Annotated in this window: 24 protein-coding genes and 1 pseudogene; 15 read left to right on the top strand and 10 right to left on the bottom strand. The window is 61.9% G+C overall.

Annotated elements, in window-relative coordinates; all coding sequences use genetic code 11:
- Positions 1–28: 28 nt before the first annotated feature.
- A complete protein-coding gene (locus RWK44_RS25950) occupies positions 29–1309 on the bottom strand; it encodes a hemolysin family protein (RefSeq protein WP_025393767.1) in 1281 nt (426 codons plus the stop codon).
- 769 nt (positions 1310–2078) lie between these two features.
- On the opposite strand from RWK44_RS25950, the pseudogene RWK44_RS25955 reads away from it, so the two are divergent.
- From RWK44_RS25955 to RWK44_RS25965, 3 genes and pseudogenes are all read left to right on the top strand, one after another.
- Positions 2079–2326, top strand: a pseudogene (locus RWK44_RS25955) (AAA family ATPase); the annotation flags it as partial.
- A gap of 57 nt (positions 2327–2383) precedes the next feature.
- The gene (locus tag RWK44_RS25960) at positions 2384–2854 is read left to right on the top strand and encodes a GNAT family N-acetyltransferase (RefSeq protein ID WP_131665872.1); all 471 of its coding nucleotides are present in this window, start codon (positions 2384–2386) and stop codon (positions 2852–2854) included.
- Between the two features lie 73 nt (positions 2855–2927).
- Positions 2928–3437, top strand: a complete 510-nt coding sequence (locus tag RWK44_RS25965) for an AAA family ATPase (protein ID WP_131665873.1) — start codon at positions 2928–2930, stop codon at positions 3435–3437.
- A gap of 61 nt (positions 3438–3498) precedes the next feature.
- Here RWK44_RS25965 and RWK44_RS25970 read toward each other — a convergent pair whose 3' ends face one another.
- Complete coding sequence (locus tag RWK44_RS25970) at positions 3499–3966, bottom strand: cupin domain-containing protein (protein ID WP_131665874.1); 468 nt, start codon at positions 3964–3966, stop codon at positions 3499–3501.
- 409 nt (positions 3967–4375) lie between these two features.
- Between RWK44_RS25970 and RWK44_RS25975 the strand changes: the two genes are divergently transcribed.
- Positions 4376–5194 (top strand): sugar phosphate isomerase/epimerase family protein, encoded by an 819-nt coding sequence (locus RWK44_RS25975; protein WP_168285048.1) that lies wholly within the window; start codon positions 4376–4378, stop codon positions 5192–5194.
- 145 nt (positions 5195–5339) lie between these two features.
- On the opposite strand, the gene RWK44_RS25980 is transcribed toward RWK44_RS25975, so the two are convergent.
- Positions 5340–6383 carry a zinc-dependent alcohol dehydrogenase family protein gene (locus RWK44_RS25980; RefSeq protein ID WP_168285049.1) on the bottom strand — a complete coding sequence of 348 codons (1044 nt, stop codon included), beginning with the start codon at positions 6381–6383 and terminating at the stop codon, positions 5340–5342.
- Between the two features lie 94 nt (positions 6384–6477).
- Here RWK44_RS25980 and RWK44_RS25985 point away from each other — a divergent pair, with 94 nt between their 5' ends.
- From RWK44_RS25985 to nadE, 3 genes are all read left to right on the top strand, one after another.
- Positions 6478–6810, top strand: coding sequence for a hypothetical protein (locus RWK44_RS25985; RefSeq protein WP_168285050.1), 333 nt, complete (start codon positions 6478–6480; stop codon positions 6808–6810).
- Entirely contained in the window at positions 6732–7619 is an 888-nt protein-coding gene (locus RWK44_RS25990; protein WP_168285051.1) for a branched-chain amino acid aminotransferase, read from the top strand. Before RWK44_RS25985 ends, RWK44_RS25990 begins: the two co-directional genes overlap by 79 nt.
- 226 nt (positions 7620–7845) lie before the next feature.
- A complete protein-coding gene (nadE, locus tag RWK44_RS25995) occupies positions 7846–8679 on the top strand; it encodes an ammonia-dependent NAD(+) synthetase (RefSeq protein ID WP_168285052.1) in 834 nt (277 codons plus the stop codon).
- Positions 8680–8721: 42 nt separating this feature from the next.
- Here the strand turns inward: nadE and gstA are convergent, their stop codons facing one another.
- A complete protein-coding gene (gene gstA, locus RWK44_RS26000) occupies positions 8722–9405 on the bottom strand; it encodes a glutathione transferase GstA (protein ID WP_168285053.1) in 684 nt (227 codons plus the stop codon).
- A 115-nt stretch (positions 9406–9520) separates the two neighbouring features.
- On the opposite strand from gstA, the gene RWK44_RS26005 reads away from it, so the two are divergent.
- A complete protein-coding gene (locus RWK44_RS26005) occupies positions 9521–10141 on the top strand; it encodes a TetR/AcrR family transcriptional regulator (protein WP_168285054.1) in 621 nt (206 codons plus the stop codon).
- On the opposite strand, the gene RWK44_RS26010 is transcribed toward RWK44_RS26005, so the two are convergent.
- Positions 10138–11376 carry a multidrug efflux MFS transporter gene (locus RWK44_RS26010; RefSeq protein WP_168258159.1) on the bottom strand — a complete coding sequence of 413 codons (1239 nt, stop codon included), beginning with the start codon at positions 11374–11376 and terminating at the stop codon, positions 10138–10140. The genes RWK44_RS26005 and RWK44_RS26010 overlap by 4 nt on opposite strands.
- A 309-nt stretch (positions 11377–11685) precedes the next feature.
- On the opposite strand from RWK44_RS26010, the gene RWK44_RS26015 reads away from it, so the two are divergent.
- On the top strand, positions 11686–12030 hold the full coding sequence (locus RWK44_RS26015) for a nuclear transport factor 2 family protein (protein ID WP_168285055.1): 345 nt from the start codon (positions 11686–11688) through the stop codon (positions 12028–12030).
- 29 nt (positions 12031–12059) lie between these two features.
- Here the strand turns inward: RWK44_RS26015 and RWK44_RS26020 are convergent, their stop codons facing one another.
- The 3 genes from RWK44_RS26020 to RWK44_RS26030 all read right to left on the bottom strand — a co-directional run bounded on the left by RWK44_RS26020 (position 12060) and on the right by RWK44_RS26030 (position 14061).
- Positions 12060–12791 carry a sulfite exporter TauE/SafE family protein gene (locus RWK44_RS26020; RefSeq protein ID WP_221947532.1) on the bottom strand — a complete coding sequence of 244 codons (732 nt, stop codon included), beginning with the start codon at positions 12789–12791 and terminating at the stop codon, positions 12060–12062.
- Positions 12792–12852: 61 nt separating this feature from the next.
- Positions 12853–13506 (bottom strand): class I SAM-dependent methyltransferase, encoded by a 654-nt coding sequence (locus RWK44_RS26025; protein ID WP_221947533.1) that lies wholly within the window; start codon positions 13504–13506, stop codon positions 12853–12855.
- A gap of 228 nt (positions 13507–13734) precedes the next feature.
- Positions 13735–14061, bottom strand: coding sequence for a hypothetical protein (locus RWK44_RS26030; RefSeq protein WP_027665080.1), 327 nt, complete (start codon positions 14059–14061; stop codon positions 13735–13737).
- Between the two features lie 225 nt (positions 14062–14286).
- Here RWK44_RS26030 and RWK44_RS26035 point away from each other — a divergent pair, with 225 nt between their 5' ends.
- Together RWK44_RS26035 and RWK44_RS26040 are read left to right on the top strand one after the other, a co-directional pair.
- Positions 14287–14889 (top strand): superoxide dismutase, encoded by a 603-nt coding sequence (locus RWK44_RS26035; protein WP_316029586.1) that lies wholly within the window; start codon positions 14287–14289, stop codon positions 14887–14889.
- A gap of 139 nt (positions 14890–15028) precedes the next feature.
- Positions 15029–15874 carry a metallophosphoesterase gene (locus tag RWK44_RS26040; protein WP_221947534.1) on the top strand — a complete coding sequence of 282 codons (846 nt, stop codon included), beginning with the start codon at positions 15029–15031 and terminating at the stop codon, positions 15872–15874.
- Here RWK44_RS26040 and RWK44_RS26045 read toward each other — a convergent pair.
- Positions 15871–16779 (bottom strand): AraC family transcriptional regulator, encoded by a 909-nt coding sequence (locus tag RWK44_RS26045; protein ID WP_316029587.1) that lies wholly within the window; start codon positions 16777–16779, stop codon positions 15871–15873. The two genes, RWK44_RS26040 and RWK44_RS26045, sit on opposite strands and share 4 nt — an antisense overlap.
- A 177-nt stretch (positions 16780–16956) precedes the next feature.
- On the opposite strand from RWK44_RS26045, the gene RWK44_RS26050 reads away from it, so the two are divergent.
- Entirely contained in the window at positions 16957–17727 is a 771-nt protein-coding gene (locus RWK44_RS26050; RefSeq protein ID WP_316029588.1) for an SDR family NAD(P)-dependent oxidoreductase, read from the top strand.
- A gap of 22 nt (positions 17728–17749) precedes the next feature.
- Here RWK44_RS26050 and RWK44_RS26055 read toward each other — a convergent pair whose 3' ends face one another.
- The gene (locus tag RWK44_RS26055; protein WP_012756619.1) at positions 17750–18442 is read right to left on the bottom strand and encodes a helix-turn-helix transcriptional regulator; all 693 of its coding nucleotides are present in this window, start codon (positions 18440–18442) and stop codon (positions 17750–17752) included.
- 128 nt (positions 18443–18570) lie between these two features.
- Here RWK44_RS26055 and RWK44_RS26060 point away from each other — a divergent pair, with 128 nt between their 5' ends.
- The 3 genes from RWK44_RS26060 (at position 18571) to RWK44_RS26070 (ending at position 20886) form a co-directional block, all read left to right on the top strand.
- Positions 18571–19206 (top strand): LysE family translocator, encoded by a 636-nt coding sequence (locus RWK44_RS26060; protein ID WP_017959594.1) that lies wholly within the window; start codon positions 18571–18573, stop codon positions 19204–19206.
- A 190-nt stretch (positions 19207–19396) separates the two neighbouring features.
- Positions 19397–19837: a c-type cytochrome gene (locus RWK44_RS26065; protein WP_017959595.1), complete on the top strand. Its 441-nt coding sequence runs from the start codon at positions 19397–19399 to the stop codon at positions 19835–19837.
- A gap of 134 nt (positions 19838–19971) precedes the next feature.
- Positions 19972–20886 (top strand): cytochrome c, encoded by a 915-nt coding sequence (locus RWK44_RS26070; protein WP_221985846.1) that lies wholly within the window; start codon positions 19972–19974, stop codon positions 20884–20886.
- Positions 20887–20896 lie beyond the last annotated feature (10 nt).

Consider the following 20896-nt stretch of genomic DNA (forward strand, 5'->3'; position numbering starts at 1 on the left):
GTCGAGCTTGACGACACGGGCCAAGCCGTCACCCTCGATCTTCAGACACAAGTATTTTGTCGACGCGCCTCCCGTCGAGATCGATGACCTCGAAGCGCCATCCACCTCTCGTGAAGCTCTCCCCCAATTCGGGCAGATGTTTCAGCTCCTCCAACACCAGGCCGGCCACAGTCTGATATTCCAAATCGTCATCGAGCCTGAGGTTTAAGAATTCAGCGAACTCGTCAATCGGCGTCCAGCCCGACACGAGGTAAGAACCGTCATCTCGACGAGCGATGGCCTGTTCATCGACAGGTCCCTCCTGGAGAGCCCCCATGATTGCTTCCAAAATGTCACCCGACGAGACAATCCCCTCGAAGTGGCCGTACTCGTCGAAAACCAGCACCATGTGAATGGGTGATTTCCTGATGGCTTCAATAACATTGATGGCAGTTGCAAGGTCTGAAACCACCGGGACATCCTGCGTCAGCGCCTTGATGTCGACAGTGCCGTGTTCGGACATCGAGTCGTAGAAGTCCTTCACCGGAAGGATGCCGATCACCTCGTCCGAACTGCCTTTTCGAACCGGCAACCGCGACCGCTTCGTCCTGTGCAACTGGGTCCGAATTTCATCAAGGCTGTCGTCGATATCGATAATTTCGACATCGCGTCGGGGCGTCATAAGCGCTCGGGCAGTGCGGTCCGCCAGCCGCATGACACCTGATATCATCGCGGACTCTTCGCTTTCGATAACACCAGCCGACTGCGCCTCGGCCAGAACAGTTTTGATCTCTGCGTCAGAGACATTGTCGCCACCTTTTCCTGCCTGGCCCAAGAGCTTCAGCACAAGATTTCCGGAGGCGTTCAGAAGCCACACGAGTGGCAGCGCGATTTTTGAAAGGACCGCCATAGCGGGTGCGACCTTGGCCGCAACCGCTTCGGGTTCCCGCAATGCAATCTGCTTGGGAACAAGTTCGCCGATGATCAGCGAAAGATAGGTGATTGCCACCACGACCGAACCTACGCCAATGGCATCGGCGGCCGTCGATGACACCCCCTGGGCTTCCAGCCATCCGCTCAGGCGGCCGCCGAGCGTGGCCCCCGAGAAAGCGCCGGATAGCACGCCGACCAGCGTGATGCCGATCTGCACCGTAGAGAGAAAACGACCGGGGTTTTCGGCAAGTTTGATCGCTTGAGCTGCACCCTTGCTTCCATTGTCGGAGAGAACCTTCAGGCGGGCTGTTCGAGAAGACACAACGGCCAGCTCAGACATGGCGAGCACACCATTCAGGATGGTGAGAAACGCCACAATTCCAATTTCCAGAAACACAGGGACCCTATTCGTTGAGGTTGTAATGCCGCATTCGTCAGGCGAAGCGGCGAGGCATTCGACGGGACGCTCTTATACGCATATACGCATCGCCTGTCGTCTTTCCACCATCGTGTTGACATGAGTGCAGGTTCCATCAGACCGCTTCCTCTGAAGTGATCCGCGGCCACCCGTCATCGGCAATGGTCTGGGAAGCGGCCCTCTCGGGAGCCTTGATATGCCTGAGGCGAGGCGGAGGTCATCGCACCGTCTACAATGGTCGCCTGCTTCCTCGGCCGGGAGATCCGGGTTGGAAGGGGCGGAGCTTGTACTGGATGGGTCGCTGTCAGGCATGAAGCAATTTTGACGGTGAAACAGTGCCGACGCAAGAGGCGCCGGGCAAAAATCCTTATAGCGTCTTGATGTGACAGTTTCGCCAACGGCAGCAGCACCGCATCTGCGCGTCTTAAAAGGGTCGCGGCGACGCTTGCGGCGCGCAGACCGGTCCCCGCTTCGGCCACCGACCATGCCAGGCCCGCTCCGTCACCGGCCCGCGCACTCGGCGGCAAGCTCGCAGCCGCCTTCGGCACCTCAGCCGCACCGGCGTCGACCGAGGGCAACTGGGAAGAGTTCTAGACGTTTGGCGCGTCCTCGAAGGCGGCAGACATTGTTTTCCTCCAGCGGACAGGGCTGCAAGGATAGGACGCGCTCAATTTTGATTTGAAAGCATTCAATATCTCGCGCTAAGGTCACACAAACTAGCATCAGCGCAAAGTCCTCGGAGTTGCCGATGACGTTTCCCGATCCCTCAGCCGCCTTTGACCGCATGCTCATCATGGGCAATGGCGGCGCGGGTAAAACATGGCTCGCCTGTCGTATCGGTGAGCAGCTTCAGCATCCGGTTGTCCACCTTGATGATATGCATTGGGAGCCGGGGCGCACGGCATCGATCACGACAGAGCGTTGCGGGACGAGATGGTCAAGGAGGCGGCCGAGGGCGACGCCTGGGTCATGGAGGGCGTTTACGGGCAGCTGGCGTGAGGGCCGTCACCGATGTTACCGGCCGGTTGTTCACGAGCATCGACGAGGCCATCTATGAACGAGCCCAGATTTCCGAATGACGAGGGCGAAGACGCCTGGATGGTCGTCCAGGTGTCTGCGGATGAACACTGGAACGCCTACCACGACATCCGCCGCGCTGTCCTTTTCGAGGCCCGCGGGTTGATTGGCTATGATGCGAACCATCCCGATGACCGAAGGGATGGGCATTTCCCTTTGCTGCTTTTGCTCGAAAATACTCCGGTCGGTGCGGCTCGCCTCGATCTGATGGACGATGCGGCGGCGTGTGTGCGAACCGTCGCGATTAGGGCGGAATGCCAGGGAAAAGGGTACGGCCGGATGCTCATGACCGGCCTCGAAAAATTCGCATCACAATACGGGGTCGAGAGATTGGTTGTGAATGCGGCGCGAGACGCCGTCGGATTCTACGGCGCGCTCGGGTGGACCGTCGTTGAGGCCGGTGGTGAAAACCCGGTGCTGACTAAGGAATTGCGAACCGGGCCTTAATGGTGAAGTATTGCGCTGACCGCGAGCTGCTCTGACGTTCTTGTGGAGCCTCTCCAAAAACGACGAGGTCACGATGCTCATTATCTTTGGCGGTCTGCCTGGCAGTGGAAAGACGACGATTGCCCGCGCTTTGGCTGAGCGGTTGAATGCGGTCCATGTGCGCGTCGATACCATCGAGCAAGCAATCCGTGCCTCCGGCATAGCCGATGATGCCGGACCTGCAGGCTATATCGCGGCTTACGGTATCGCCGGAGACAATCTGACCCTCGGCAGGACCGTTATCGCCGACTCCGTCAACCCGCTCCGGATAACCAGGTCAGCGTGGCGTTCGGTCGCGCAAGCGGCCGGTGTGATAGCGGCGGAGGTCGAGGTCGTTTGCTCGGATAAAGCCGAGCACCGCAAGCGTGCTGAAACGCGCCTCACCGACGTCGAAGGTCTGGTGAAGCCAACATGGCAAGAGATTTCCGAAAGAGCCTATGACGAATGGCAAGATGCAATCGTCATCGATACGGCTTCGAAAACGGTCGACACTTCTTTGGAGGAACTGGTGAGCCGATTGAGATCGATACCGCCAAAACCGTAGCATAACTGACGAAGCAGTGCCTGATGTCGTCCGAAAAGCGGCATCAGGCACTCGCGCGCCATCAGGCCGCGAGGATGGTGATCCCGTAGGCATTGGCCGCCGCCGTCATGCGGGCGATGGTCTCCGTCGAAGGGCTGGCCTTCGGGGGCTCCGTCGTGCCTTCCGCTTCGATGAACTCGGCCATGTCCCGATCGACCACCGCAGAAAAGACCACGGGGACGGTTCCGCGGTTGGAATAGCCGTGCACCATGAAGGGCGGGATGGTGATGATGTCGCCGGCGCTGGCTTCGATCTCTTCGGGGCCGCTGTCGCTCAAGCGCCAGATCGTCAGGCGTCCCTCGATGATGCGGAACACTTCGGGGCTCGCATGCGCATGTTTCGGCGTCCGGCTGCCTGATGGCACGGTGACGTCGAAGATATTGAGCCAGGTTCCGCTGATTCTAAGCCGCCGCTCGACCCGGTCGCCGAGGACGAAAAACCGCTTGGCCTCATCGCCCGCAGGCACTTTCACAAATGAGTTGGACATCATGTCTCTTTCTTTTTCTTACGGGCTTTTTCTTGCGGGCGCAGCCGTTAGACCTTTACGACGCCTTTGACAACCCGCCCTGTTGTTGGGGGTAACATCGCTGAGCGCTTTCAAAGAAGCGCGCTACGTCAGCCGAAGCGATGAACAACGGCTCCGTTGCCAGGGTTCAGCGCCGCTCGCGCGCCACTGCGTCACGAGACTGTCGGGGCCGATATCGGTACTTCGGGGCGTTTTCGCAAGGCCCGCCAATGCCGCATCAGCTATGCGGAAATGACTGAGGCCGGAGGAGTTCGAAAGGCTCGGCGCCTGTAATACCGCCGACACAGAACGGGCGCATAGAACGCGGCGGCCGTTCTTGGGGCCGTCCTTCCACGCCGTCCCGGCAGATCATTCACATTGATGGAGCGCATCCATGTCCTCTCTTCCTGTCGTCGGCGCCGCCATGACGCTCGATGAAGTCGAACTTCACCGTGATTGGCTCTTCGAAAAGTCCCGCGATCTCGAATTGCAGAGCTTCATCGATGCCGAGGTTCTGAACGGCGACTGGGCGCCGCTTGCCGCCCGCACCAGGCGGCTTCTCGACGGTCATGGCGGCCGCCTCGGCATTCACGGCCCGTTCTGGGGCTTCACCATCGCCTCGGAAGATCCCGATATCCGCGCCATCGTCTCCCGGCGCCTGCTGCAGGGCCTCGATGTCTGCGCTGCCATCGGCGCGACCCATATGGTCATCCACAGCCCTTATACGTCCTGGTCCTACAACAATCTCGATGACAATGCCGGCGCCCGCGAAGCCTTGCTCGAGCGCACGCACATGACCCTGCGCGACGCCGTCAGGCGCGCCGAGGATATCGGCTGCACCATGGTCATCGAGAACATCGAGGACAAGGATCCGCATATTCGCGTGGCGCTAGCCGAAAGCTTCAACTCGCCCGCCGTCGCCGTCTCGATCGATACCGGCCACGCCCATTATGCCCATGGCTATACCGGTGCGCCGCCGGTCGATTATTACGTCAAGGCCGCCGGCAATCGCCTCCAGCATGTCCACCTGCAGGATGCCGACGGATATGCCGACCGCCACTGGAGCCTCGGCGAAGGCACGATCCGCTGGCATGCGGTCTTCGCGGCCCTTGCCAAGCTCGAAAGCAATCCGCGCCTCATCATCGAGATCAAGGACAAGTCGAAGATCCCGGCGTCTGCTGCGTATCTCGCCTCGATCGGGCTGGCTCAATAAGGTCCTGGCTCCCTCTTCTCCCCGCTGGGGGGAAGAGATTCGTGGCAGCGCCTTGGTTCCCTTCTTCTCAGCAGAAGCAAGACATCGGACGAATCCCGTTTGCTCCTCACCATTGCGCGCCACCGGCGGGCAGGGCGGCATCGCTTCATGAAAACCGGGTGATCACGCTGATCCCCGTGGCCTCAGCCTTGTCGAGCGCCATCAGCGCCGGCACGGCCTCCTCGAGGCTGATGCGGCGTCCGATCAGCTTCTGCGGCGCGATCTTTCCAGCTGAAAGCATCGCCAGCATGGCATCGTAGCGCCAGGCCTGCATGCCGTGGCTGCCGTAGATTTCCAGCTCGTGGCCGATCACCTGCGCCATCGGAATCGACGGCGTCGCATGCTCGCCGAGCATCAGTCCCACCTGCACGTGCCGCCCGCGCCTACGCAGGTTCTTGATCGAGTTGAAGCAGGTGACGGGATGGCCGAGCGCGTCGATCGAGACATGCGCGCCGCCCTTGGTGATCTCGCGCACCGCCTCGGCAACGTCGGCGACGCCGGAGGCATTGACCGTCGCCACCGCCCCGCACTCCCGCGCAAAGGCGAGTTTCTCTTCCGAAATATCGATGCCGATCGCATTCGCTCCGAGCGCGGTGGCAATCATGATCGCCGACAGGCCGACACCGCCGCAGCCATGCACGGCGATCCATTCGCCGGGCCCGGTGCGCGCCTGGTCGGCGACGGCGCGAAACGAGGTGGCGAAGCGGCAACCGAGGCTTGCCGCCGTCGCATCGTCGATCGTATCGGGCAGGTGCACCAGATTGGTATCGGCATAATCGATCGCCACATATTCGGCAAACGAGCCCCAATGGGTGAAACCCGGCTGGAACTGGTTCGGGCAGACCTGCTGGTTGCCGGAATGGCACTCTCCGCAATGGCCGCAGCCGGAAACGAAAGGCACGGTCACCCGATCGCCCACCTTGAAGCGCATCACGCCGCGGCCGGTGGCGACGATCCGCCCGGCAAGCTCGTGTCCCGGCACATGTGGCAGGCGAATGTCGGGATCGTGCCCCATCCAGCCGTGCCAGTCGCTGCGGCAGAGCCCGCTGGCGCCGACGGATATGACGACCCCGTCCTCGGCAGGCGTCGGATCGGCAACGGTACGGATCTCCGGCGCCTGTTCGAAGGCTTCGTAAAACATGGCTTTCATCGGCGTCTTCCCTTGCTGCCGAATGCATGTCGCCCGGAAATGTGCAGCGGTTCCGGGATAACGACATGCATAAAAAAGAGCTTAAGAGCCTAGCATGGATCAAGTCGATGCGCCGCTCTTAAGCGGCGGTTCCACCCATCATCGCATGCGGCAGGCAGCTATTCCAACATTCCATTCCATCATTTTTGCTGATGCACCCATCGATGAAGCTGCCATCGCTGCGCACGAATATTGCGGCCTGGCGCCATTCCTCGGCATTTTCTTGCTTCCGTGTTTCCGCTCGGGATTTGTTCTTGACCCGGCTTGCCGCGGCGGTTTTTCCTTCTCCGGCTTCAGGAGGAAACCATCATGGCCGTCGATACATCACCCCGTTCAACCACTTGGACTCATGTCGACGGGGAGTGGCTCCCGGGCAATCCGCCGCTGATCGGACCGACCTCGCATGCCATGTGGCTCGGCTCCACGGTCTTCGACGGCGCCCGCTGGTTCGACGGCATCGCGCCGGATCTCGACCTGCACTGCCAGCGCATCAACCGCTCGGCGCTCGCCATGGGCTTGAAGCCGGTGAAATCAGCCGAGGAGATTGTGGCACTTGCCTGGGAAGGCGTCGCGAAATTCGATGGCGCCACACCGATCTACATCAAGCCGATGTATTGGGGCGAGCACGGTTCGCCGGGCAGCGTCGTCTCGGTCGATGGGGACTCAACCCGCTTCGCGCTCTGCCTGTTCGAGGCGCCGATGGGTGGCCATGGCGGCACCAGCCTCACCGTCTCGCCCTACCGCCGCCCGTCGCCGGAAACGGCGATGACCGAGGCGAAGACCGGCTCGCTCTATCCAAACAGCGGCCGCATGATCGCCGAAGCGCGCAGCCGCGGCTTCGACAATGCGCTGGTGCGCGACTTGAACGGCAACGTCGTCGAAACCGCTTCTTCGAACGTCTTTATGGTCAAGGACGGCGTAGTGATGACGCCGGCCGCCAACCGAACCTTCCTCGCCGGCATCACCCGCGCCCGCGTCATTGGCCTGCTGCGCAAGGCCGGTTTCGACGTGCACGAAGCAACACTCTCCGTCGAGGATTTCATGCAAGCCGACGAGATCTTCACCACCGGCAACTATTCCAAAGTCGTCGGCGTCATCCGTCTCGACGACCGCGATCTCCAGGAAGGCCCGGTCACCCGCAAGGCGCTGGATCTCTACATGGACTGGGCCCACGGCCGCAGCGAAAGCGAAGAGTGAGCAGCGGTTCGGCGAAGCCGAAGCAATCGATCCAGTGAATCGATTGCCGCGACGAACGCCCGGAGCGCAAGCGCAGGGCAGAGGGGGGTGCCGCACATCCTACCGAGAGATACCAAGCCGCCCACTTGCATAAAATGCATGGCAGGTTTGCCCAAAACGGCTTCGTCCTCCCCCATCTTTTCGCCATAGTGGCGCCGAAATTCCGTAAGCGGGGAGGAAGTGGCTTATGACTGTGCTGTTCGACGAACAAGGCGAGATCATCCGCGAACTGGGTGTTGCCGCCGATATCGACCCTGAGCGGGAGATCGAACGGCGAACCGCTTTCCTCAAGGATTATCTCGTCGCCTCGGGCATGCGCGGCTACGTCCTCGGCATCAGCGGCGGCGTCGATTCGCTGACGGCAGCACTGCTGGCCCAAAAGGCGGTGCGCGAGCTGCGGGAAAGCGGGCATGCGGCCGAATTCATTGCCGTGCGCCTTCCCTATGGTGTCCAGGCGGACGAGGCCGATGCGGTGAAGGCGCTGGAAACGATCGGCGCCGACCGCTCGATGGCGGTCAACATCAAAGCGTCGGCGGACGCGATGCTTGCCGCCGCGCAGGACGGCGGTCTCGCCTTTGCCGATGCCGGCCGTCAGGATTTCATCCTCGGCAATATCAAGGCGCGCCAGCGCATGATCGCCCAGTTCGCCCTTGCCGGGGCGCTTGGCAGCCTCGTCATCGGCACCGATCATGCGGCCGAGGCGGTCATGGGCTTCTTTACCAAGTTCGGCGATGGCGCAGCCGATATCCTGCCGCTCGCCGGCCTCAACAAGCGCCGCGTCCGCCTGCTGGCAAAGCGGCTCGGCGCCCCGGACGAACTGGTGTTCAAGGTGCCGACCGCCGATCTCGAGGACCAGCGGCCGCTGCGTCCCGACGAGGAGGCCTATGGCGTCAGCTATGACGAAATCGACGATTTCCTCGAAGGCAAGCCGGTCGGCGAGATTGCCCGCCGCCGCATCCTCGCCGCCTATCGGGCGACCGCCCATAAGCGCGCTTTGCCGGTGGCGGTCAGCGCCCTCTGAAGGTCGTCCAGGCGCGGGATGCGTGCGGGCGCGACCCGGGGTTTACGGCCTGACCGGCTCGCCCGTCCGTCCTGACGAAGCGAGATAGGCATGCGGCGCGAAATAGACGCCGTCGGCATCGAAGGCTTCGAGGTCTTCGGCCTGCAGCGCCTCGCGCACATTCGGCCGTGCCGCCACCCGCGCCATGAAGCCGTGCAGCGCCGGCCATTGCTTGAGATCGATATCGGTCCAGGGCGACCAGTTCAGGCAGACGAAGAGATAGGCATCCGCCACCGTGAAGGCATCGCCGGTGAGATAGGGTCCGGCAAGACGGCCGTTCAGCCATGTCAGCCGCTTCGATATCAGCGCGCGGACCTCTCCATGAACGCTGGAATAAATCGGATTGAAGAGCAACACCATCGGCTTGTGCAGCTCGGCGGTGATGAAGTTCAGATAGGATTGCACCTCGTTGCGGCGAATGTTGCCGACCTCAGGCAATAGGGCTGCCCCTTCGGGCACGCTGTCGGCGAGGAACTGCACGATCGCCGGCCCCTCGGTCAGCACCTTGCCATCGTCGAGCATCAGCGTCGGCACATAGCCGTTGCCGTTGATCGCGAGATAATCCTCGCCGGTGCTCGTCCTGTGGGTTTGCCGGTCGACCTGGACGAGCTCGATATCGAGCCCCAGCTCCCGGCAGATAATGTGCGGCGAAAGCGAGCAGGCCGCGGCGTGCATGTAAAGTTTCATTGCGGTTTCCTCTCCTTGGGGAGGCAGTCAATGCCGCCCGTCGATAGCGTTGAATATCTGTACTGTTTCGCATAAAATAACTCTCGTCAAGAATTTAATGCGAAACGGTACAAATATGAAAGACGAGAAGAAGCGTGGCCGCCCGAGGGCCTTCGACGCCAAGGCGGCGCTCGGCAAGGCGCGCGATGTCTTCTGGGACAGGGGGTTTGCCGCCGCCTCGCTCGACAATCTGAGCGCTGCGACCAACCTCAACCGCCCGAGCCTCTACGGCGCCTTCGGCGACAAGGAGGATCTCTATCTCGATACGCTGGAGGGGTATCGGCAGGACGGCATGAATACGCTCGCCGAGGCGCTCGACCCGTCACTGCCGCTGCGCGACAACATCGCCCGCGTTTATGCCGGTGCGCTGGCGATCTATCTGCATGGTGAAACCGCCGCCCGCGGCTGTTTGCTGATCGGCACGGCGTCGGCCGAGGCGGTCCAGCATGAGCGGGTCCGCGAGGTGCTCGGCCGCAGCCTCAACGATTTCGACGACAAGATCGAGAAGCGCATGCGGCTTGGCGTGGAAAGAGGCGAGCTTCCGGAAAGCGCCGATCCGCAGATGCTTGCCAGGCTCGCCTCCGCCGTCATGCATTCGCTCGCCGTCCGCGCCCGCGCCGGCGACAGCCGCGAGGTATTGGAAGCGATTGCCCGGTCAGGCGTCGAGCTGATCTGCGGAAGCGCCAATAATCCTTAGGTCGAGTCCCGGGTCTCCGTATCCCTCGGCCGGACTACCCAGGCATAGGCCGCACCGGCGAGAAGCAGCACCGAGGTGCCGAGGAACACCGCCCGCATGCCGATATGGCCGCCGACAAAACCGCCAAGGATGGGGCCGGCCACCTGGCCGACATATTGCGAGGAAATCGAAAGCCCGAGAATGCTGCCGGCCGCACTATCCGGCACGCTGTGGCGGATGACCGCGGCGATGCAGGGCAGCAGCCCGCCGAGTGCCACACCCATCAGGAAACGCAGGATAATCAGCTGCCAGGCGCTGGTGACGAAGGCTTGCGGGATCAGCAGCAGGCCGGCGACGGCGAGCGCGCCTGAAATCACCGGCCAGTGGCCGATCCTGTCGGCGAGCTTGCCGAGCCATGAGGCTGACAGGATGCTGCCGAGGGCGGCGGCCGACATGACAACGCCTGATACCATCGTCACTTGGGATTCGACGGGCACCAGCTGCGCGACATAGACGGTGATGATCGGCTCGATCGACATATTGGCAAACATCAAGAGCATGCCGGTCGCCAGCATGGCGATGACGGGCCGCTTGTCGGCAATGGATTTCCAGCCGCCGCTGGCCTTGGCCGCCTTTTTGCGGGCCGGCGATTTTTCCTCCTTGATCAGGAAGGCCGTGGCGAGGAAGGCGAGGAAGATCATGCCGCCGGCGGCGAGGAACGTGCCGCGGATGCCGATGATCGGCGGCAGTGCGCCGCCGATGAGCGGCCCGACGAGATTGCCGGCCATGATGCCGGAAGACAGAACGCCGAGCGCCCAGGCCGAACGATCCTTCGGCGTCTGCGTCGCCACCAGCACCATCGAGCCGGAGGCATAGCCACCGGCAAGCCCGACGAAGAGGCGCAGCGCCACCAGCTGCCAGACATTGCCAGCCATGCCCATCAGCGAGATCGCTAGCGTCATGCCGAGGCTGGCGCGCACCAGCATCAGCTTGCGGCCGTAGATGTCGCCGAGCCGGCCCCAGAGCGGCGCGACCAGAGCCGCGGCGAAGAAGGTGGCGCCATAGGCGATGCCCGACCATTGCACGATGTCAGCATGGTCGCTGACGCCGAGTTCCTCGACATAAAGCGGCAGGAAGGGAAGCAGCAGCGTCATCGCCACGATCGTGGTAAAGGAGCCGATCAGCGAGATCGTCAGATTGCGCTTCCAGTAGATCGAGCCCGGCCTGGCGCTGGCGTCCCACTGCGTATCGGTCATTCTCTCGGCCCTGGCATTGATCTGGAAGCACGGGTTCCGCCGCGCCTGATGAAATGATGTGCACGTTGCCGCGGCGAGGAAATCGGCGCGGATGAAACTGTCCTGAAGATCGAGCTTTTCGAGGTCGAGCGAATAGGCCGTAGCGGTGCATGCGCTCGCCGTTCCAGGGCGGGCACGTGCTGATATAACCGCGCTATGGCCCATCCTTCAAGACGGCTTCGGGCATCGATCGCCTGTGGACCGTCCCGGACGAAAGTGCTAGAACTTAACCGATTGCATGATGCAATCGGTTAATCTGAGGACATTGCCATGAGCGACATGCGCACATCCCGAGAACAGACCGTCCGTCATCTCTACGCCGCCTATCTCGACGACCGCAAGGATATCGTCGGCTCCATGTTGACGGAGGATTTCACCTTCTCCAGCCCGCGTGACGACCACATCGACCGGGCGACTTATTTCGAGCGCTGCTGGCCGAAGGAGCCGGTCTTCCGCGGCTTTGACATCGAATTCCTGGCGATCGACGGCGACGAGGCGGTCGTCCGCTACCGTGCCGAAAAACGGGATGGCGGCAGCTTCCGCAACATAGAGAGCTTTCGCTTCCGCGGCGACAAGATCGCCTCCGTGGATGTCTATTTCGGCCGAAATCTGTAACTCCGGCCGAGGCTGTGATCGCCCTGTCTTTACAGGAGCCGCATCGCCGAAGTGCCGATGATGATCATCGACACCGCCACCATCAGCGGCTGCACCGGCAGCCGTTTGACGAGGATCGCGCCGAAGGGGGCGGCAATGACGCCGCCGATGATCAGGCCGATCGCCGAATCGAGTTCCGACCAGCCGAGCGTCAGGATGAAGGTCAGGGAAATCGTCAGCGTCACCGCGAATTCGGTGAAATTGGTCGAGCCGATCACCCGCTTCAGGTCGTGGCCGCGGCTGACGAGCGAACTGGTGACGATCGGCCCCCAGCCGCCGCCGCCGATCGCATCGAGCACGCCGCCGAAAAGCCCGACCGGCGGCACCATCCAGTCGCGAACATCCCGCTTCGGCGGCGGCCGAAACGCCTTGTAGAGAATCACCAGCCCGATCGCGATCAGATAGGCCGACACGAAGGGCTCGATCACCTTGCCGTCGATATTGGAAAGCAGATAGGCCCCGATCGCGCCGCCGATCATGCCTGCCGGTGCGAGCCGCGCCACCAGGCGCCAGTCGACGTTGCGGTGATAGGCATGCGAGATGCCCGAGGCGGCGGTGGTGAACATTTCCGCCACATGCGTCATGGCGCTGGCATTGGCCGCCGGCACCCCGAAGGCGAGAAGGCTCGTCGTCGACAGCACGCCGAAGGCCATGCCGAGTGCGCCGTCGACGATCTGCGCGCAGAAACCCACGACGATGAAAAAGAAGAAATCCGATGTCATGCAGTCCCCTCAGACGAACGGTAGCATCAGAATAAGCGACGCGGGGAAAAAATTTCCGGTCTCAGCCGGCAAGCCCGCGCTGCTTCAGCCGGATGATCTTGAAGAAGCCGTTCGGAAAGACCGGCAGGATATCGGCAGCGGCAAAGTCACCGCGGCGCTCGGCCCAGGCGACGATGCGGTGAATGCGGAAGGCGGAGGACCAGCCGATGTGACGCACCAGCGGCGCCACCGCCGTCTCGATTGCGCCCTGCAGACCGGAGCCGTCGCCAAGCTTGCTGGCGAGGATGATCTCGCCGCCCGGCCTCAGCACCCTGGCGCATTCGTCCAGCGCCCGTTCGGGTTCGGGGATGAGGGTGATGACGAAGGGCAGGCAGACCGCATCGAAAGACCGGTCGGCAAAGGTGAGCGCATGCGCATCCATCACCTCCAGCGCCTGCACATGCTCAAAGTTTTCGCGTGTCGCCTTTTCACGCGCCCGCGCGATCATGTGTTTGGAAATGTCGATGCCGGTCACCCGGCAGTGGCGCGGGTAATGCCCGAGCGTCAGGCCGGTGCCGACGCCGATCTCCAGGATGTCGGTGCCGGCCGCAGCGGCCAGGGCTGCAAGCTTGCGGTGGCCATCGCGCAGGATGCCGCGATAGACCCGGTCATAGACCGGTGCCCAGCGCTGATAGATTTTTTGCTGATCTTCCGCGCTGCTGCGAAGCTCTGACATGCCGGCATCTCCCCAGAAAATTCCAGGAAAAGTGAAAAGCGGTTTTCCAGGAATTGCATAAAACAAAAGATTTCAGCGGTTCTGCGCTCCCATGAAATAGCGCGATCCGCCGTAAAGCCCAGCCTTTCAACTCCTAAGGGAGGCTCCGGTTCCCCACGAAATGTGACGCAAGGCACAGATTCTCACCTGCGACCGCTTTGGGGGCGCCTGTGCGCATTCCCTGGCCGCCTATTTTGCCGGCGTCAGACCAAGCGTCTTGGCGTCCAGTTCGCTGCCGATCTCGACGGTCTTCTTTTGCTTGTCGTAGACGCAGATCTGGGCGATCAGCCCCTTGGCGCCCTTCGGCTTGCCTGTCACTAGGGCAAGCCCGTAATGCGAGCTGCCGAAGGGATCGACGGTGGCGCTGGGCTTCTCGATCGTGACCGCTGCCTTCTTGCATTTGGCCTCGACGTCGGCGGCGAGCTGCTTCCAGGCGTCATCGGAGGAGGCATGCGCCACACCTGCCAGCAAAAGCAGCGCAGCTGTGGCGAGAGGCTGGATTATATTCCTGTTCATATCGGGTCTCCGTTGATCTCCATAATAGGCAAAGTGGTTTTCGCGGCGGGTATTCCCATTGATTTGCCCAGGCGATTTCTACGCACGACTCCAACCCCGCAACTGAGGCAAATTTTCCTCCGGACGGTTGTTTTTTGATAATTCGCCGGTTGCCTCTCCCCCTTTCCCCTCCTATGTTCCGCCTCACCTGCCGAGACGCAATCTATTGCCAAGAGGAGATCTGACATGGCTTTCGAATTGCCTGAACTTCCCTATGACTACGAAGCGCTTGCTCCCTTCATGTCGAAGGAAACGCTGGAGTTCCACCACGACAAGCACCACAAGGCCTATGTCGACAACGGCAACAAGCTCGCCGCCGAAGCCGGTCTTTCGGACCTGTCGCTCGAAGACGTCGTCAAGAAGTCCTTCGGCACCAATGCCGGCCTCTTCAACAACGCTGCCCAGCACTACAACCACATCCATTTCTGGAAGTGGATGAAGAAGGGCGGCGGCGGCGACAAGCTGCCGGGCAAGCTCGAAGCGGCCTTTACGTCCGATCTTGGCGGCTACGACAAGTTCAAGGCCGATTTCGCCAATGCCGGCGCCACCCAGTTCGGCTCCGGCTGGGCCTGGGTTTCCGTCAAGAACGGCAAGCTCGAAATCTCCAAGACCCCGAACGGCGAAAACCCGCTCGTTCACGGCGCCACCCCGATCCTCGGCGTCGACGTCTGGGAACACTCCTACTACATCGACTATCGCAACGCCCGCCCGAAATATCTCGAGGCCTTCGTCGATAGCCTGATCAACTGGGACTACGTCCTGGAACGTTACGAAGAAGCCACGAAGTAGGCGGCACCAGGCTCGCCGCCATGGCGGCGATGTCGTCTGCCTTTTTGAATTTGACACCCGGCGCGTCCAAAGCGCCGGGTGTTTTGTTTTCACGCGAAGCCGTCACATGCCTGTCATCGGCCGCTCCTAATCACGCCCCATGTCTTCCTCTGCTTCTCCCCTGTTCCGCTTCGGCATCATCGCCGACCCGCAATATGCGGCGATCGCGCCGCATGTGGCCATGGATCGTTATTACGCCAACAGCCTCGCCAAAGTCGCCGAGGCGATCGAGATCTTCAACGGTGAGGAACTGAGCTTCGTCATGACGCTCGGCGATGTCATCGACCGCAGCTTTTCAAGCTTCGACGATATCCTGCCGGTCTACGGCAGGCTGAGGCACGAGGCGCTCTTCCTGCTCGGCAATCACGATTTCTCGGTCTCGTCGGGGCACCTGTCCGAAGTCGCGGCGCGTCTCGGCATGCCGTCGCCCTATTACAGCTTCTTGCGCCACGGCTGGCGCTTTATCGTGCTCGACGGCAACGAGGTCAGCATCTTCGCGCCGCCAGAAGGCCATCATCATCGCGCCCTTGCCGCCGAGATGCTGGCGGAGCTGCAGGCAAAAGGTGCGAGGAATGCCCATCGCTGGAATGCCGCGCTGAGCGACGAGCAGTTTGCCTGGCTCGGCGATGAAATCGCAAAAGCGGCCGAGGCCGGCGAGAAGGTGATTGTCATGAATCACTATCCGGTGCATCCGCCCAGCGAGCACGGCATGTGGGACAGCGAGCGCATCGTCGCGCTGCTCGCCTCCACCAGCAATGTCGTCGCCTATCTCAACGGCCACGACCACGTCGGCAATTACGGCTTGGCCGGCGGCTGCCACTTCGTCAATTTCAAGGGCGTCGTCGACACCGAGATGGAAAACGCCTTCGCGATCGTCGAGGTCCATGCCTCCAGCATCGAAATCCGCGGCTTCGGCCGCGAGGTGAGCCGCACGCTTTCCATCTAGCTGATTGCCGGCTCAACCGGCATCGCCTTGATTTCACTGATGTCGCGCTTCGGTGGTGTCCCGAACATGCGGGCATATTCGCGGCTGAACTGGGAGGCGCTCTCATAACCCACCTGATAGGCCGCGTTTGCGGCGTTGAACCCATCGGTCACCATCAGCCGCCGGGCCTCGAGTAGCCGCAACTGCTTCTGATACTGCAGCGGCGTCATCGAGGTCAGCATTTTGAAATGCTGATGGAAGGAGGAAGGGCTCATCTTGGCTGCCGCCGCAAGCTTTTCCACCCGGACGGCGTCCGCAAAATTACCGCGCAACAAGTAGATGGCCTCGGCCACGCGGCGCGTATGGCTGTCCGGCAACGCAAGCTTGCAGACCTGATCGCCGTTTTCTCCAGAAAGCAACCAGAAACTGATCTCTCGCATGATTGTCGGAGGAAGGATCGGGATTGCCCCGGGCGTTGCGAGGGTCCGGATCAGTCTCAGTATGCAATCCTGCAGTTCAGGGCCGAATTCTTGTACGAAAACACCCGGCCCGCCGTCGCCTGCCGGCCTCGGCGGTGCATCCATCTCCTCCAGCACCTCGCGTAGAATAGTGACGTCGAGTTCCAGGTTGATGGCGATCATCGGCCGTTCGGCACTGGCTTTCGTCACCTGTCCGAAAGCCGGCATCTCGACGCTGATGATCAGCGCTTGCATCGCTTCGTAATCGAAAAGCCGGCCTCCGAACATGAGCTGCTTGGCGCCATCGACGATGATGCAGAGCGCCGGTCGGTAGATCGCCGGTTTCGGCATGGAGAGAGTGCTGGAACGCATCAGGAAAAGACCGTCGATAGTGGTGGCAAAGAGCCCGTCACCTCCGCCATGTGCATCCATGTACCCATTGAGCGCCTGCTTCAGATCTGCGGACATCTTAGTCTCCAGTGAACGCGGGGTCGGTCTGCCGCGCCGGTGAGGATGATCTTAATCCCTCGGCCCGGCTGGGCAAGGCGTTTGGAGGAATAGGCAAGAAATTGCAGGGTTTCGGCATTCAGGATTCCAAGCTTGCGGCGCATAAACTGGTCTATCAAAACATCAGGAGTACCTGAAATGCCTAACCAGAATTCAACCTCGAAAATCGCAATCGTAACCGGCGGAAGCCGCGGCCTGGGCCGCAATACGGTCGTCCATCTGGCAAGGAGCGGCGTCGATGTGATCTTGACCTACAACTCGAACCGCGACGAGGCGGAGAAGGTCGTCGCTGAGATCGAGGCGCTGGGCCGCAAGGCCGCCGCACTTCAACTTGACGCCGGCAACGTGGCGGCGTTCGATGCCTTTGTCGAAAGTGTTCGCGAGATCCTCAAGGGCTGGGGGCGTGAGCACTTCGACTTTCTCGTCAACAATGCCGGCACCAGCTACCACGCCCCGATTTCGGAGACAACCGAGGCGGAAATGGACAAGCTTTACAACCTGCATTTCAAGGGCGTCTTTTTCCTCACGCAGAAGCTCCTGCCGGTGATCGAGGACGGCGGCCGCATCGTCAACCTCTCCAGCGGTCTTGCCCGCATGGCCATGGTTGGCGCATCGGCCTATGGCTCGATGAAGGGTGCAGTCGAGGTGCTGACGCGCTACATGGCCAAGGAGCTTGGCCCCCGCGGCATTGCCGTCAACACCGTCGCCCCGGGCGCCATCGAGACCGATTTCAGCGGCGGCATGGTGAGGGACAATCCGGAGATCAACCGTGCAGTCGCTTCTATGACCGCACTCGGCCGCGCCGGTGTGCCCGACGATATAGGGCCGATGATCGCCTCCCTGTTGAGCGATGCCAACCGTTGGGTCAATGCCCAGCGCATCGAGGTTTCGGGCGGCATGTCGCTCTGAATAATCGCGATTGGGTGAACAGCTAGACGGCGATCGGTTTCTCCGTCCAACCGCTGGTCCAAAGTTCCCGCAACCGGTCGCCGTCGCCCTTGAAGAAATCCTCAGCTGTTGCGCAGCGCTCCACCCGGTCGCTGCGGAAATTGCGGATCGCCTGGCGCAGTTCGCACCAGGCGACGATATTGGCGGTCTGCGAATAATAGATCAGCGCGACCGGCCGGATCGTCCTCTCGCTCGCGCGGCCGAGTTCGTCGCGGTAACCGAGCATCAGCTTGCGTTCGTCACGGATCGCGCGGCGCACGATCGCAAGGTCGAAGCCTGCCGGCTGCGCAATCGAGCCCCAGGCATAAAGCGCCTTGTTGTCCATCGCCTGGCGCAGCGGCGCCGGCACGGCGCCTGATATCTTCCGGTTGACCCGGCGCGCGGCCTGTTTCAGCTCCTCGTCGGCCGTCCGTTCGAGCAGCGCCAGCGACAGCACGATCGCCTCCATCTCCTCGATCGAGAACATCAGCGGCGGCAGGTCGAAACCCGGCCGCATGATGTAGCCGATACCGCGCCCGCCTTCGATCGGCACCCGCATTGCCTGAAGCGCGGCGATGTCGCGATAGATCGAGCGCACAGTCACTTCGAGCGTCTCCGCCATCGTTGCCGCCGTCATCGGCTTTCTTGCCAGCCTGAGGATCTGAATGATCTCGAAAAGCCTGGAGGCCTTGCGCATTTTACCTCTCCATCCGCCACGCTCCTGACAATACACTGTCAGTTGGGTTTGCGTATAGAGCCGTCTATCGGATTGAAATCAATCAGGGTCTTTCAAAACGACCCGCAGAACCCAAGGCGGTAACTGACATGAACTACCATGAAAACCTCTGGCTCTTCTTCACCCTTCTCTTCGGCATCATCATCGTGCCGGGCATGGACATGCTCTTCGTGCTCGCCAATTCGCTGACCGGCGGCGTCAAACGCGGGCTGGCGGCGACCGGCGGCATCATGGCCGGCGGCGCGGTGCATTCGGCCTATGGCGCGGCCGGCGTCGGCGTGCTCGTCACCATGCTGCCGCAGTTTTTCAACGTGCTGCTCTTTGCCGGCGTCGCCTACATGATCTGGATCGGCATCTCGCTGATCCGCAGTTCGATCACCGTCGAGGCGGTCGGGCCGGGAACCGCGCGCTCCGGCTGGCGCGCCTTCCGCCAGGGCGCCGTCACCTGTCTGGTCAATCCGAAGGCCTATATTTTCATGTTTGCCGTCTATCCGCAGTTCCTCAGGCCGGAATATGGCCCCATCTGGATGCAGGGGCTGATCATGGGCGCCATGACCGTCGTCACCCAGTTTGCCATCTACGGCACGCTGGCGATGACGGCCGGCCGCAGCCGCGACTTGCTCGTCGCCAACCCTGATGTCACGGCCTTTGTCGGCCGCTTCGCCGGACTGCTGCTGGTTGCGGTCTCCGCCTTCAGCCTCTGGCAGGGGTGGAAAAGCGCTTGAGCGCCACTGCATGTCGCCCGGAAGTGTGCAGCGGTTCCGGGATAACGACGTGCATAAAGCAGAGAACTGCCTATCACATTGTTTTTATGATGATCCGGCAAAACGTGACTGCCCAGAAGCATGGATTTTGTCATGCTGCCGGTGCAGATTGGCCATCGGCCAGCTTGGCCGAGGAAAAAGGGAGAGCAATATGAATTGGAAAGCAGCAGCGGCGGCCGTAGCCATGGCCGGCATGGCCTTCGGTTCGGTGACCGCCGCCGACGGCACCCATGATTCGCGGGTTGCGTTGATGAAGCAGATCGGCGGTTCGGCCGGGGCCTTAGCAGCCATCGCCAAAGGCACCAAGCCGTATGACGCCGAAGCGGTGAAGGCGGCGCTGACGACGATCGCCACAACGGCCAAGGTCTTCCCCGACCAGTTCAAGCCGGGCACGGAGACCGGCGACGAGGCAGCGAGCCCGAAGATTTGGGAAAACATGGACGACTTCAAGGCGCGCGCCGCCAAACTCTCTGCTGATGCCGAAACCGCGCTGGCTCAGCTTCCGGCCGATCCCGCAGCCATTGGTGCGACGATGAACACGCTCGGCGCCAATTGCGCCGGCTGTCACAAGGCCTATCGCCTCGGCAAGTGAGCGATAGGCCGTTTTCATCTGGATACTCGATCCGCGCCAGCCTTGCCGCCGGCGCGGATCGCCTTATTCTCCGCCTGCGCGGACCGGTCGCGGGATCGACTGCAGGGAAATGTTGACAACAGGGGAGGCGGCGCATGGTCCGCAGGTTCATCCGGGTACTGCTCTGTCTGATCGGCGTCGCCGTCCTCGGCGGGGGCGCCTTCTATCTCGTCACCGCACCCGATCCGCTGCCGGAGAGCCATTGGGCGGGTCTCGGCGCGCCCGACCTGGCAAACGGCCAGATGGTTTTCTGGGCGGGCGGCTGCGTCAGCTGTCATGCTGCACCCGGTTCCGAAGGCGATGCCAAGCTGACACTTGCAGGCGGCCTGGCGCTGAAGAGCCCCTTCGGGACCTTCCATGTGCCGAACATCTCACCCGATGAAACGGCCGGTATCGGCGGCTGGACACTTGCTGAGTTCGGCAACGCGATGAAGCGGGGCGTCGGCCCGGGCGGGCAGCATCTCTATCCGTCCTTCCCCTATGGCTCCTATTCCCGCATGAGCGACAAGGACGTCAACGATCTTTTCGCCTTCCTGAAAACCCTGCCGAAGAGCGCAAACGTCGCGCCGCCGCATGACCTGCCATTCCCTTACAACATCCGGCTGGCGCTCGGCGGCTGGAAATTCCTCTATCTCAACGACCAGCCGCGCGTCGCCCTGGCAAAGAGCGACGACAAGATCAAGCGCGGGCAATATCTCGTCGAAGGCCCCGGCCATTGCGGCGAATGCCATACGCCGCGTGATGCGCTCGGCGGCTTCAAGGCGGATCAGTGGCTTGCCGGCGCGCCCAATCCGGAAGGCAAGGGCCGCATACCCGATATCACCCCGGCCTCCGAGAGCATCGGCAGCTGGAGCGAAGCCGATATCGTGAGCTACCTCGAAACCGGCTTCACGCCCGATTTCGATTCCGTCGGCGGCCAGATGGTCGATGTGCAGCAGAACATCGCCCGCCTGGCGGCCTCCGATCGCGAGGCGATCGCCGCCTATCTGAAGGCGGTGCCGGGGCGTTAAAGCATGTCGG

The sequence above is a fragment of the Rhizobium sp. 25PS6 genome (assembly GCF_032464655.1).
In the GTDB taxonomy this organism is placed as follows: Bacteria; Pseudomonadota; Alphaproteobacteria; order Rhizobiales; family Rhizobiaceae; genus Rhizobium; species Rhizobium laguerreae.